The organism is Pseudomonas psychrophila HA-4, from assembly GCF_000282975.1.
Classification (GTDB): domain Bacteria; phylum Pseudomonadota; class Gammaproteobacteria; order Pseudomonadales; family Pseudomonadaceae; genus Aquipseudomonas; species Aquipseudomonas psychrophila_A.
In genome coordinates this window covers 39,738-53,743 of sequence record NZ_ALJC01000027.1, presented here as the reverse complement: position 1 = coordinate 53,743, position 14,006 = coordinate 39,738, and the positions used below count along the sequence as shown (strand labels likewise).

Annotated in this window: 5 protein-coding genes; 3 read left to right on the top strand and 2 right to left on the bottom strand. The window is 54.8% G+C overall.

The features are described 5' to 3' along the window. The coding region (gene ureB, locus B347_RS0103650; protein WP_019408351.1) for an urease subunit beta at positions 1-202 on the top strand (202 nt) is incomplete at its 5' end. 154 nt (positions 203-356) lie between these two features. Next, positions 357-2,057 carry an urease subunit alpha gene (gene ureC / locus B347_RS0103645; protein WP_019408350.1) on the top strand — a complete coding sequence of 567 codons (1,701 nt, stop codon included), beginning with the start codon at positions 357-359 and terminating at the stop codon, positions 2,055-2,057. A 24-nt stretch (positions 2,058-2,081) separates the two neighbouring features. On the opposite strand, the gene B347_RS0103640 is transcribed toward ureC, so the two are convergent. Both B347_RS0103640 and B347_RS0103635 read right to left on the bottom strand, forming a co-directional pair. Further along, entirely contained in the window at positions 2,082-7,307 is a 5,226-nt protein-coding gene (locus B347_RS0103640) for an NEL-type E3 ubiquitin ligase domain-containing protein (protein ID WP_019408349.1), read from the bottom strand. Between the two features lie 175 nt (positions 7,308-7,482). Next, positions 7,483-12,714 carry a dermonecrotic toxin domain-containing protein gene (locus B347_RS0103635; RefSeq protein WP_081498258.1) on the bottom strand — a complete coding sequence of 1,744 codons (5,232 nt, stop codon included), beginning with the start codon at positions 12,712-12,714 and terminating at the stop codon, positions 7,483-7,485. A 125-nt stretch (positions 12,715-12,839) separates the two neighbouring features. Here B347_RS0103635 and B347_RS0103630 point away from each other — a divergent pair, with 125 nt between their 5' ends. Further along, on the top strand, positions 12,840-13,973 hold the full coding sequence (locus tag B347_RS0103630) for a sensor histidine kinase (RefSeq protein ID WP_019408347.1): 1,134 nt from the start codon (positions 12,840-12,842) through the stop codon (positions 13,971-13,973). Positions 13,974-14,006 lie beyond the last annotated feature (33 nt).

The window sequence follows — 14,006 nt, the reverse complement described above, 5'->3', positions numbered from 1 at the left end:
GGGCTCGCATTACCACTTCTTTGAGACTAACGACGCGCTGATGTTTGATCGCGGCGACAGCCGTGGCATGCGCCTGAATATTCCGGCAGGCACGGCAGTGCGCTTCGAGCCGGGTCAGACCCGCGAAGTGGAACTGGTAGAGCTTGCCGGGCTGCGTCGCGTGTTCGGCTTTGCCGGGCGCGTCATGGGCAATCTGGATTAACCCAAACCTGACCCGTAGCAGCTGCCGAAGGCTGCGTCCGGCCGAAGGCCGTCAAACCAACCAACGCTGCATTTCTGACACAACGCACTTGCCGCATTGACGGTCGCTTCGCAACCGGACGTCGCCTTCGGCAACTGCTACACAGGATATTTCCATGAAAATTTCCCGCCAGGCTTACGCCGATATGTTCGGCCCTACCGTGGGCGACAAGGTTCGTTTAGCCGATACCGACCTGTGGATCGAGGTTGAGCAGGACTTCACCACCTACGGTGAAGAAGTGAAGTTTGGCGGTGGCAAGGTCATTCGTGACGGCATGGGCCAAAGCCAGTTGCTCGCCGCCGAGGTCGTGGACACGCTGATTACCAATGCACTGATCATCGATCACTGGGGCATCGTCAAAGCCGATGTGGGCCTCAAAAATGGCCGCATCCACGCTATTGGTAAAGCCGGCAACCCGGACATTCAGCCCAACGTGACCATCGCCATTGGCGCCAGCACCGAGGTCATCGCCGGTGAAGGGATGATCCTCACCGCAGGCGGCATCGACACCCATATTCACTTCATCTGCCCGCAGCAGATCGAAGAAGCGCTCAACAGCGGCGTGACCACCATGATCGGCGGCGGCACCGGCCCAGCCACGGGCACTAACGCCACCACGTGCACCTCCGGCCCATGGCACATGGCGCGCATGCTGCAAGCCGCCGATTCGTTCCCGATGAACATGGGCTTCACCGGCAAGGGCAACGCCAGCCTACCGCAGCCGCTGATCGAGCAAGTCGAAGCGGGTGCCATCGGCCTTAAGTTGCACGAGGACTGGGGCACCACGCCCGCCTCTATCGACAACTGCCTGAACGTGGCCGACCTGTATGACGTGCAGGTGGCGATTCACAGCGACACGCTCAATGAGTCGGGCTTTGTCGAATCTACTCTGGCGGCGTTCAAGGGTCGCACTATCCACACCTACCACACCGAAGGCGCAGGCGGCGGGCACGCGCCAGACATCATCAAGGCATGCGGCCTAACCAACGTGCTGCCCAGCTCCACCAACCCGACCCGGCCGTTCACCCGCAACACCATCGACGAACACCTCGACATGCTGATGGTTTGCCATCACTTAGACCCTAGCATTGCCGAAGACGTGGCCTTCGCCGAAAGCCGCATTCGTCGCGAAACGATTGCCGCCGAAGACATCCTGCACGACTTGGGCGCGTTCTCGATGATCAGCTCCGACAGCCAAGCGATGGGGCGTGTGGGCGAGGTGATTACGCGCACCTGGCAAACCGCCGACAAGATGAAAAAACAACGTGGCCCCCTGCCCGAAGACGCGCCTGGCAACGACAACTTCCGCGCCAAGCGTTACATCGCCAAGTACACCATCAACCCGGCGATTACCCACGGCGTGAGCCATATAGTGGGCTCGATTGAAGTCGGTAAATGGGCCGATCTGGTGCTGTGGCGCCCAGCGTTTTTCGGGGTCAAGCCAACGTTAATTCTTAAGGGTGGAGCGATTGCGTCGAGCTTGATGGGCGATGCCAATGCTTCTATCCCGACCCCGCAGCCGGTTCACTACCGACCGATGTTTGCCAGCTATGGCGGCTCGCGACATGCCACCAGCCTGACGTTTATTAGCCAGGCGGCCTTTGATGCGGGGGTGCCCGAAGCCCTCGGCCTTAAAAAGCAAATCGCTGTGGTCAAAGGCTGTCGCGATGTGCAAAAAACCGATCTGATTCACAACGGCTATTTGCCCCACATTGAAGTCGACCCACAGACCTACCAGGTCAAGGCCGATGGCGTGTTGCTGTGGTGTGAGCCGGCCGACGTACTGCCCATGGCACAGCGTTATTTTTTATTTTAAAACGCGCCTTTAGCACTCAGGCTCTTACTCAAAGTCAGAGTCTGAATCGCTCATCAGGGAATCCAGCGGTGGCCTGGAAATGGTTGCTGTCAAGCTATGCATGAGTTCACGCTCCTCGCCATCAAGTTCACGCATGTACTCGTCATAGACCGTATTGGACATCAATCTGCCGAGGGCCACCTCGTCAGCAGATTTACCCAGCAACCGGGCGGATGTTTCGATGGTTATGCGTAACTTCGCCCGCTGTTGCTCCGTTAAGCCCGGCGCTTCGACCCAGTCGCGCAGCGCTACCTGCAAATCGGTCAAGGCGATCATTTTTTTCCTTATCGGCTTGAACTGTTCCGCATAAGCACCTTTCAAATATTCAGTCCAGATGGGCTGATCCAAAAGATGATCAATCAGGCCGCCTCCTTGCTCCCGCTCGTTAACGCGTTTAAAGGCACGCTCAATCATTGCCGGGGGCACATCAGCCTCGGGGAACATCATTTCGGATGACTGCCATGGTAAATCCAGCCTTTGCGCCAGTTCAGTGGTGTAGGCCAGGTAGATTTCAACCTCATCAATGTCGCGGACTGGCCTGCCATTGCTGTCAACGTGCAGCACTCGTTTACCGCTCGCATCGTACTCAGGGTGCAGACGCCCTTCGGCTTCAAGCACACGAACCCGTGAACGGGCAATGGCACCCAACTCATCCAGCCGCACCTTGCCTCTAGCCAGTTCAAAAAGTTTGACGCCTGCTAATAACCTCGGACCGCGATAAATCTCGTGCACCCTGACTTCAACCCCCATCGCATTAAACAACTGCACACCCGCATCCACGCAAAGAAAAGGAGCTGCGGCCATCTCGAACAACGTGTCGCGAAGTACGGTGCTATCGGAGATCGCTTGCAGCATGCGCCAGACCTTGGCACTCATGTCCTGCTTGAACGCCTGACTACGAAGGTCCAAGTGGCGAGCCTGATCGCGGATGACATTGAAAAAAGGTTCAGAACCCGTATGTGCCTCAACCGTATTCCACAGCGTTAGGTTATGAATCACTTGCTCGGGCGATAAACCATTGAGCCAGTAGTTGCTATCAAGCCCAAACTTCGACGGAATATGTCGCAGCGGTTCTAGTCCCACCGACTCGACATACAGGTTGTAGCGCTCAGCCACCTGCTCGGAGACCTCGCTCAGGGTCAAAAAGGTGCGAGCAACGATGGCCGCCTTATCCGAACCTGGCGCTACATCGGGAATGTGACGAAGCGGGTTCTTATCCAGAAGCAGCTTGAATTCACGCGCACGCGGGTGCGCGAAGAGCCCCGTCGGCCAACGATCAAGGTTGCATTGAGTCAGCGTCAAACTCGACAGGTACGGCATACGGCTGACATCCGGGGCCAAACCCAGCGGGCAGCCCTCAAGGTTCAACGTCCGCATAAGGGTCAAGGTTCGTAACTGAGCGACCGCTTCCTGGGTCAGCACAATAGGGTTGCCTTCGAGATTGAGCACCTCTAAAAATGGCATGTCCGTGATGGCTGGGAGCAGATGAGTCAACGACTCGCCCGTCATGTGCAGTTCCCGCAGGTGCTTGAAACTGGAAAGAAATGTGTCAATCCCGTCGGTGATCCCAAGCCCTGACAAATTGAGTTTGCTGACGTGACTCAGATCAGCACCCAGCGCCGGCAAACTCTGTAAAACCGGCCCCACGCCCGCCATTGGAAAACTCAGCTGTTGGCCCGGTGATTGCCCCGTACGCTCAAAGTAAGGCTGGCCAGATCGACGCCATGCATTTTCCAGGCGCTCACGCACCTGGCGCCTGAGCCCTAGAATGTGTTGCTCTTGCGGTGTTGTTGTGGCACTCAAAGGTCTGCCTTCGATGGGCTGGTAATTCCAGTTCCCCAGTGCGGTGGTAAACGCATCAAATTCATCCTCCAACGTTTGGAGGCGGAGTTTGGAGCGCACATCTTTATATTTGAAAAATTCATTTATCTCGTTTGACGTGTACGTTGGATAAAGCCGTCCCAGCCGAACTTTTATCGCCACCCACTCGGCATCATCCTCAACAATCACACCACTACCGCTGAGCACATACCCCAACCGGCCATCAATCAAACGCTGGGGTGGCAAGAAAAAGGGGCGGCTATCGGTTTTCAATTTCAACAGCTCTTGCAGTCGGCCGCGCGATAACGCACGACGCTGCAAGCCTCGCCTTAACTGCAACCCTTGCCCGACATGAGGCACCCCAAGCGCTTTTCGATAATCATCCGGCAGGGCGTGTTGCATGCTGCTGTAAAGGTCATCAATGCCGTGCAGTTGATTGCCCTCGGCATCAAAAGCTTGGTATTTGCCATCGGAGGTTCTCACCAGCACTTTTCGATAGCGATCATCTTTTTTGCCAACACTGACCCTCAGTCGGCCGGTGAAAGACTCCTCACGCACTTCAAGACGCAGATTTTTTTTCCAACCCGGCAGTATTTGGAGCGTATTCAAGACCAAGACTTCGGTATCTGCCGTGACCAATCCGTCCAGGTAAAACCCTAAGTACGCAGAGGAAAGCCGCGTGTCGCGCTGCAACGTACGGGCCGATGTCATCAAACGTAACGGTACTTTGCCCGTGGCGAGCAGTTTGATTTCGTCAGGCCCCGCCTGGGCGATCAATCGCCGAGCCATTACGTTGGGTAATGTGGGAAACATCTGTTGAATCAGCTCAATGGATGGACGCGCAGGGTCTGCCATGGCGACAGGTTCCTCACGCAAGCTGTTGAACAGTCGCTTAATATTTTTCTCCATATGCCCGCTTAACTGTTCTTTGAGCATATCCAGGCGATTTGCCCGATCAAAGGGCAGACGATTGCCCATCAGCGCTTCAAGTTGCGGCATGCTCAAGGCGTCCACCACGCGGCCCGGCAGCCCACCTGCCATCACCTCAGCACGGCTTATTTTGATCACATCAGCCTGCGCTGCACGAGCATTGCCATATTGAATGCTGTTTGCATTGAGCGCTGATGAATCTGCCACCGCAACTGCTTTGGCTGCTGGCCAGCCGGGCATGTCAACCGTGAACGCGGCCGCATAGCCGCACAACTCTTCGGAAATACGACCGGACCGCACTTCAGTGACTGCACGCTCGGCCTTGGTGTACGCCTCAAATTGGTGCAAGTTTTCCAGCAGTAATACCGGCATCGGCTCGCCTTCGGCATACATCCGCCGCAGGTCACCCTCTTGCACGTCACACACCTTGAGCATGAGTTCGATGTCTATGTCGCGTAGCCCCTTCACCAACGGCCCCAAGCGACGCTTCAGCGTTGGGCGACGCCATGTCAGAGGCTGATCTTCTTCATCGACCCATACCCCGAAGCCACTGTTCTTAAATTTGGGCCTATAAGCCTCTGGGTTAGAGGGGTGAATGGCACGGTATTGCTCGTAAATGGGGTCGTTCTCCAGCACATAGGTTTTATCTTTGTGCGACAACACTTCCTCTCCCTCGATCAAGTGAAGCCCCAGCTCATTCACCTTGGTGCTTGGAGAAATTTCAATCAGACGCTCATAGGGACGCAGGTCAACGTTCCACAACCGTTGAGCCCCATTGCGCAGGGTGATTCTTTTGAGTCCATCGATAATCGGTGACGCCATATAGAAGACCCCCGCACCTACTGCCAATATCGCCACATTGTCCAGTACATCACTGAGGTGGATCCAAGCAGCTTCCTTGTCGCCGTCGGACCATTCATGAATCCCTTCAATGGTTTCGTAAAGCAGTTGCCCCGCCATCACCACCAGCATGACTTCGCCCAAGGGCGGTATGACCATCGCAACCAGGTTGACTGCAAACAGCCCGATGTTCAGGTAGTGCGAAGTTCGCAATGAGCGATTATTGGCATCGGCCATCGCGGTGGGTATCGCCATGGCTTGCGCATTGGCAAAGGCTTGGGCACACATTTCTTTGAGCAATGTGCTCCAGGGATCCAGCTCTGCCCAATAGGCTTCGTCACCCAAAGTAATGGCATTGACGTGGATCGATGGGTGGTCAGCCTGTACACGGCGTTTGTGGAGTTCAGGGTTGGGCGGTACGGCTAGCGCCAACGAAGCTAGCGGCGCCAATGCGCGAAACCAGAACTGGGTGGTTTCGGAGCGAAACCATCTCATACCCCAAGGCTGATCAGGCGCATCATCAACTTGCTCGGTTAAGCGCTTGTAGTAATAAGCAAGATCCGTTTGTTTAATAAACCGGGTTAGAAACTCCTGATAGGGCGTCAGGCCGTTCTGCCTCAATGTCGTACTACGTGCCGTTAGCTTGCGCACCAGTTCGTCACGAAAATCTGTAAACGTGGCATACCGCTTAAGGGGGTGCTCAGGATCGCCCGGAATCCAGACGATGAACTCGTCGGCATAGCGGTATTTCCTGCCAAGGGCTAAGACCACACAGCCATGCAGCACAAGCCCCATCACACATGGGGTCCAGTACCACAGTTGCTGCTCGCCCACTCTGATGTTGTGTTCACCGTTGATCACGCGCAGCACCAGAGCATGGCTGATGGAATCAATATCGCCTTTGAGCAAGGCAATTTCCGCATCCAGCTTGAGCATGGCTTTTTGCTGCGTGGCATGGCGGTGTTCCAATATGCCTTGGGACACCAAGCCCTGGGGATTGAAGTACGTCTGTAGGTGTTCCTGGTATTGAGCGCCAATATCAAGGTCGCGGCACAGCTGGGTGAATGTCTCGATTTTCAGTGAAGTGCTATAGGGTTGATAACGCCCCAGTTCATCGGGCTGTGTAATAAAGCCGGACTCTTCAGCAAAGTAATTGGCTTGCGTTTCAGGCTGTTCAAAGTTGTGCAGCGCCGCTTGCAGCAATGACAACGTACTCACACTGTGTGCCCCAGACCCGACACCGAAGGCATCCGTCGTCGGCGTGTATAGACGCAGATACACGTCATTCACGGGCAGTGAGAAGCCCACTGCGTTGAGGGCGGCCTCTAACAGCGGTTGCGCGAAAGCCTGCGCCGTCTGCAAGGCTTGCAGGTGCTTATCCAAGCGATTTTGCGAAGTGAATCGATCCTTCAGTAACGATTTTAGCTGTGCTTTTTGCCTGTCGGGCGCAGTGGCATACCAGTTCGGAATATGGGGTTGGGTGTTCTTGAGTTCGGTCTTGCGTTCAACGCTGCTGTCGAGCAGCCATTGAGGAAATGACCGCTTAAGAAAGGCATCATGACGCCCTCGCCGTGCAGGTTGAATCATCAGGGATGAGGCTTGAGTGCTGGAATCAAACATGGTTGACCCTCGATAAATGTCTGAGTCATCAGCTTATCGAGGGTCAACCGGCAGCAAGGGCTATCTATGTAGTGCCGCTCACGTGAATAGACGCGGCTTTTAACACGCGGCGTCGCATCAGTTAACTGGCGAATCAGGTGTCAGCTTTACCTGTTTCGTCTCGTCAGTGTCGGGCTTAATTCAACACTTTACCCGTCAGCGATTGCATCATCTCCGTCTTCTCTAGGTTAATAGCGTTCAATTGCGTGTAATACGCCTCATCAGTAAGTACCTGCCCTGGTACTACCGTGATGCCGAGGGTGTAGGCTGCCGTCTGGACGTCCTTGCGCAATGCCTCCTTTTGTCCTTCGGAGAACTTAGCACCCGGATCTGCTAATTTTTCTTGCGCTTCCTGCAAGTCGATCGTGGCATTTATTTTATTTTTTATCGCTTCAAATGCCTCAGGGTTAGAGCGCTCAAGGAACTCAGTCCACATCGGCAGTTCAAGTAATTGATCACGCAACCCTGTGCCCGCTTCCAGAGCCCTCACGTGGACGGCTGCTCTGTCTACCATCTCTTCAGTGACATCTTCCTCGGGGAAGACCATATGGTCTATTTGCCAAGGCAAGTCGAGCTGGTCTTTAAGCTCGACCGTGTATTTGAGGTAGATTTCGACTTCATCGATGGACTTCAGCGCAATGCCGTTACGGATATTAGGCACAAAATTACCCGCCTCGTCGTACTCCGGAACACGACGCCCTTCGGCGATCAGTTCATCCACCCGCGCGCGCGCAATTTTGCCTAATTGATTGAGACGCGCCTTACCTCTGGAGAGGTCTAAGATCTCCAACTTAACCAGCCACTCCTGTGGCAATTGGTAGATTTCATACAACATCACCTCAATGCCCAATGAATTGAAAATCTGTGCCCCGGCATCCACACAGGTCGCAGGCGCAGAGGCCATTAGAAAAATCTTGTCGAGAAGCTGAGGGCTTTCGTCCATCGCCCCCAACATCCGCCAGACCTTGCTTTGCATGTCCTTGTGCACCTCGAGTGGGCGATCCTTGAACGACCAAACTTGCTGTTTCAAAAGATTAAACAGGGGTTCTGAACCATGCTCCAGTTCTATGCGATTCCATAAGGCTTGGTTACTCGCGACCTCTTCAGCGCTTAAACCGAGCAACCAATTGCCGCTGTCCCCTTCGAGTCCAGCGGGCATTTGCCGTTCAGGATCAAGTCCTGCTGCCTCCCTGTAAGTTTTCAACTTATCGCGCACTTCAAATGGCAAGTCATCGTAAGTCACCAATGCTCGGGCCAAGGTATTAGCCCTATCAGAACCTGGCGCTACCTCAGGAATGCTTGATAAAGGATTGCGATCAAGGAACATCTGAAATCCTCGAGGCCGTGGGACAGCCAAATAACCTGTTGGCCATTGCGTAACCCCACAATCTCTTAGATTCAATCCGTCCAGATGAGGCATGTGACTGATATTCGGGGGCAACTTGATCGGGTTGAGCTCCAGCGACATCAGTTGCATGCGAGGCAAACGGCTCAGTTGGATCACAGACTCAGGCGTCAGCTCAATGTGGTTAAACGACAAGTCCAACTGGCCCAAACGCGGCATACGTCCAATCGACGCGGGTAATTGCGTGAGGTCGCAACCAGTGATGTCCAGCGAGCGCAGCTTGCTGAAGTGAGACATAAAGCCATCGATGCTATCAGTTGCGCCTATTCCATCCATGACTAGCCGGGTGACATGACCAAAGTCCGCCGACAGTTGCGGCAAGGACTCCAAGACGGGGCCTAACCCCGGCTTATTGAATACCAAGGCTTGACCAATAGTGCGGCCTTTGTACACATGCCTTTCGCCCACTCGACGCCAGGCGTTCTTCAGACGGTCACGGACCCAATGCCGGTTTTTTAGCACTACCCGTCGGCGATCCCACGAAACACCACTCGGGTCCAGCTCGTGCCCATCACTAGTCGAAATAAGCCATTGATTGAGCGCGCTGTCCAACTGGGCTAATTCATCCTCCAACTCCCTTATACGCGCCGCTGCATTTTCCCCATGGGCATCCAAAAAACCCGACAGCCCCGACTCACCTAACTCGGGATAGAGGTTTTTAAGCCGTATCTTCAAAATCTCATTGATTCCGGGGGCAGCGCCTGTAGCGCCTCGACCACTGAGCGGATAACCCAGTCGCCCGTCAGACAAACGCTCGGGAGGTAGAAAATGGGGGCGGTTATCTGCTTGCATGCCTAATAGTTCGCGTAAATTGGGGCGCGGTAATGCGTGCTGCTGGAGCTTGAGCTTTAACTGCCCCCCTTGGCCGACATGGGGCAAGCCAATCGCCTTGCGATGCCCATCCGGCAAGGCATGCTGCAGGCTGCTGTAAAGGTCATCAACACCGTGCAGATGATTGCCTTCGCGGTCAAACGCCTGATAACGGCCGTCCGATATTCGGGCTAAGACCTTATAGTCGCTCGTGTCAGACTCGCCAAAACTGGTTCGCAACTTCCCTCTGAAGTCGCCATCGCGTATTTCAATACGCAGGTTGCTTTCCCAGCCCGGCAGATTTCCAAGGGAGTTCAATACCAGGGTTTCGGTATCGGCCGTAATCAAACCGTCCAAATACCCACCTAAATAAGCGGCAGACAAGCGGGTTTGACGCTGCCATTGGCGGGCGAGCCTGTGCAGGCGCACCGGTAATTTACCGCCCTTGAGCTGAAGACTTTCCGCGGGGTTAGCCTCAACCACGAGCTCACGAGCCAGGGTAGGGGACAGTTTGGGGAACAGACGCTTGATGAGTTGAATAGATGCGTGTGCGGGGTCGGTGTTCGCCACAGGCTCACCAGACAAACTTGAATAAAGGCGATGAATAGTGTTCTCCATGTGCATGGCCAGTCGCTCTTTGAACACACGCACTCGATCTTCGGTGTCAATGGTAATCCGCTGGCCCAGTAACCCTTCTATTTGCGACGGGCTCAGCACATGGAGCACTCGCCCCGGCAACTCCCCCTTCATCAGCTCTTGTTGGCTGATTCTGATGACGTTGCGGCCCGTTGCCAGCTCGCTGCCGTAACGCTTGGCTTTTACCTGCGGCATAGCCTCATCGTAGACATCAAAGGCGATGGTCTGCGGCCACCTCTCAAGCTCGGTGGTAAAGACCACACTGTACGTACTCAGATCCCTAGAAAGAGGCCCGGCCCGTACTTCTTCGACAGCCTTCATGGCTTTGGTATAGGCCCCATACTGACGCAGACTGTCTACCAGCAAGCCGGGTAATGGCTGGTCCTCGGCATATATACGGCGCAGGTCATCTTCCTGCACATCACTGATCTTAAGGATGTTGTCGAATTCGGTATCGCTGAAATCTGTACTCAAGGCCCCCAGGCGGCGCTTAAGCATCGGTAGATCCCAAGTCAGCGGCTTCTCGCCCTCATGCACCCAAACACCCTGCCCTTTGTGTTTGAACACGGGCTTATAAGCATGTGGCTTAGAAGGATGAACGGCACCGTGATCCCCGGAAATGGGATCGAATTGCAGCTCATAGCGTTTGCCTTCGTGCAACAGCACGCTCTTTCCATTTATTGTGTGGAGCCCCGTCTCATCCGGCCGGGAATTAAGAGGAATTTCAATTGAGCTTTCATAGGGCCTCAGATCCTCATTCCACAGCCGTTTTGAACCATTGGGCAAGAACACCACTTTGAGTTTTTCGACAGCCGGCGCTGCAACGTGGAATACCGCAGCGCCTACCACCAGTGTTGCCAAATTCTCCAGCACGTCGCTGATGTGAGCCCACGCTGCATCCTTGTCACCCTCGCCCCATTCGATAAGACCTTCGAAGGTTTCGTGAAGCAATTGCCCCGCCATCACCACCATGATGACCTGGCCCAAGGGCGGTACGACCATCGCTACCACGTTGGCTACAAGCAGCCCGAGGTTCAGGTAGTGCGAGTAGCGCAACGAGCGATTATTGGCATCGACCATCGCAGTGGGTAGCGCCATGCATTGCGCATTGGCATAGGTTTGCGTACGCATATTGCCGAGCAAGGTGCTCCATAGATCTAGGTCTGCCCAATCACTGCCTCCGTCCAGCGTGGTGGCCTTTACACGGATTGAGGGATGTGCAATTTGAACACGCGAGCTATGGGTGTCGGGGTTGGGCGGTACGATGAGCGGCAACGAAGGTATCGGCGCTAATACGCGGATCCAGGACTGGGTGTTTTCAGAGCGAAACCATTCCATGCCCCAAGGCTGGGCAGGCGCATCCTTAACCAGTTCGGTTAAATGTTGGTAGTACCGAGGCTGATCACTTTGCTGGACAAACCGACTCAGAAACGCCTGATAAGGCGTAAGACCGGTCTGTGTTAATGCCTTACTGGGAGCCGTAAGTTTGCGCACCAATTCGTCGCGAAAATCATCAAACGTGGCATACCACTTCAAAGGATGTTCGGGGTCGCCTGGAATCCAGACAATGAAGTCTTTGGCATACTTGTATTTCACGCTTGGTGCAAAGACCACGCAGCCGTGCAACACGATTTTCATGATATAGGGGGTCCAATACCACAGTTGCTGATCGCCTACCTTGATGTTGCGCTCACCGCTAATCACTCGCAGTATCAGGTCAAACTTGTCGAGGGCAATATCCCCTTTGTCTAACGCGATTTGCGCATCCAACCTGAGCATGTCTTTTTGCTGAGTGACGTAACACCGTTCCAATTCGGCTCGGGGCACGGGCTCTTCCGGATCTAAATGAGGTTTGAGGTACTCCTGGTATTTAGCGCCAATATCGAGGACACGGCACAGTTGCGTAAATGACTCAATTTTTAGTGCGGTGACATAAGGTTTGAATCGGCCTAATTTATCGGGCGGCGTTGTAAAGCCAGATTCTCCAGCAAAATAATTGGCTTGCGTTTCGGACTGTTCGAAGTTGTGCAATGCCGCTTGTAGCAATGACAACGTGCGCACGCTGTAGCCCCCAGTGACGATGCCAAAAGCATCTTCCGTGGGCGTGTAGAGCCGCAGATACACGTCATTCACGGCTAAGGGAAACCCTGCTTTCTTAAGGGCGGCGTCCAATAATGGCTGTGCAAACGCCTCAAGCGTCAGCACTTTGCTCAAGAGCTTATCCAGACGATTCTGCGAGGTAAACCGCGCCGCCAGCAGAGGCTTGAGGTCTTTTTTACGAACGGGTGTCAAAGCGTTATACCAGTCCGGAATACGTGGCTTGGTGCTTTTAAGTAAAGCGCGATGCTCTGGCTTAGCCTCTACTAGGTACTGGGGGATAGAGGCCTTTATAAGCTCATAATGGCGCGCCTTGGTGATCGGCGTTGCGCCGGGAGGCAACACACGGACTGTCGTCTCAGACATAGAAAATTCCTTGATAAATGGTGAGGCCATCAGCTTATCGAGGAGGTGAATCACTCAAGAGGTATCTATATATTCCGTGCACGCACCACAGGTAGATCCGTGGTTGTATTGCAAAGTTACTTTAACGGCTAAGATGCAACACCCGCTTTATCACAGCTCTTTAAACCAGGAAGTTGGCCATGCGCCTGTCAGAATTCATCGTGCAAAACGTTGACCGCATCGTCGATGAGTGGGAGCAATTCGCCACAACCATCACGCCCGCTGCCGAAAACATGGACAGCGTCGAGTTGCGTGATCATGCAAAGGCCATGCTGCTGGCGGCCTCGCGCGACATGAACACCGCGCAAACCGCCAGCGAACAACAGGCCAAAGCCGAGGGCGAAATCCTGGACAAAACCCCAAGCCTGGACCGCGCCTCTGCCAGCCATGGTGAGTTGCGCCATGCCGTCGGCTTTGATCTGGTGCAGATGACTTCAGAGTTCCGCCATTTGCGTGCGTGCGTGATTCGCCTGTGGGTAAAAAGCGTCGACAGCCCCGCGCATACTCATCTGCAAGACATGATTCGCTTTAACGAAGCGATTGATGAAGCGCTGGCCGAGTCCACGGCAGCCTATGCCGAACAGGTCAACCGTTCGCGGGATATCTTCCTGGCTATTCTGGGCCACGACCTGCGTGCTCCGCTGCAAGCGGTGAGCATGTCCACCGAAATGCTCGAACGCAAAGCCAAGCTGGATGCCAATGCGCTGAGCTATGTGGCCGCGATTAAAAATGGCGCGCGCCACATGGGGGCGATGGTCAGTGATTTGCTGGAGTTTGTACGCAGCCGCTTAGGGACCGGCTTGCCCATTGAACGGCGCTTGATGAATCTAGGCAACGCCTGCCAGAGCGCACTTGAGGAAGCGGGCGCCGGACAACCCGACTGCACACCGACCTTGCGGGTCGAGGGTGAGGTTGAAGGTTTATGGGACCCGAGCCGTATCGGCCAGTTACTGCAAAACCTGATTGGTAATGCTCTGCAACATGGCGCCCGCAAAGGCGACATCACGTTAAGTGTGACGGGCAGCGCCGACGAAGTGACGTTGCGCGTACACAACCGAGGCATTCCGATTGCTGAGGAGGCGATTAGCACCCTGTTTGATCCACTGGTGCGCAGCCCGAGCGAAGACCCCACACTGCCCGGCACGTCGACCAGCCTGGGGTTGGGCTTGTTTATCGTCAAGGAAGTAGTCGACGCGCACCACGGCCAGATTGACGTGACCTCAACGCAAGCCGAAGGCACGACGTTTACCGTAGTGCTGCCAAAAAACGCGTAGCGCACCTGCGGCCCTGTAGGAGCGAGCTTGCCT

Coding starts and splice junctions, on each gene's coding strand:
- ureC (WP_019408350.1), top strand. CDS start 357: ATGAAAATTTCCCGCCAGGCTTACGCCGATATGTTCGGCCCTACCGTG.
- B347_RS0103630 (WP_019408347.1), top strand. CDS start 12,840: ATGCGCCTGTCAGAATTCATCGTGCAAAACGTTGACCGCATCGTCGAT.
- B347_RS0103640 (WP_019408349.1), bottom strand. CDS start 7,307: ATGTTTGATTCCAGCACTCAAGCCTCATCCCTGATGATTCAACCTGCA.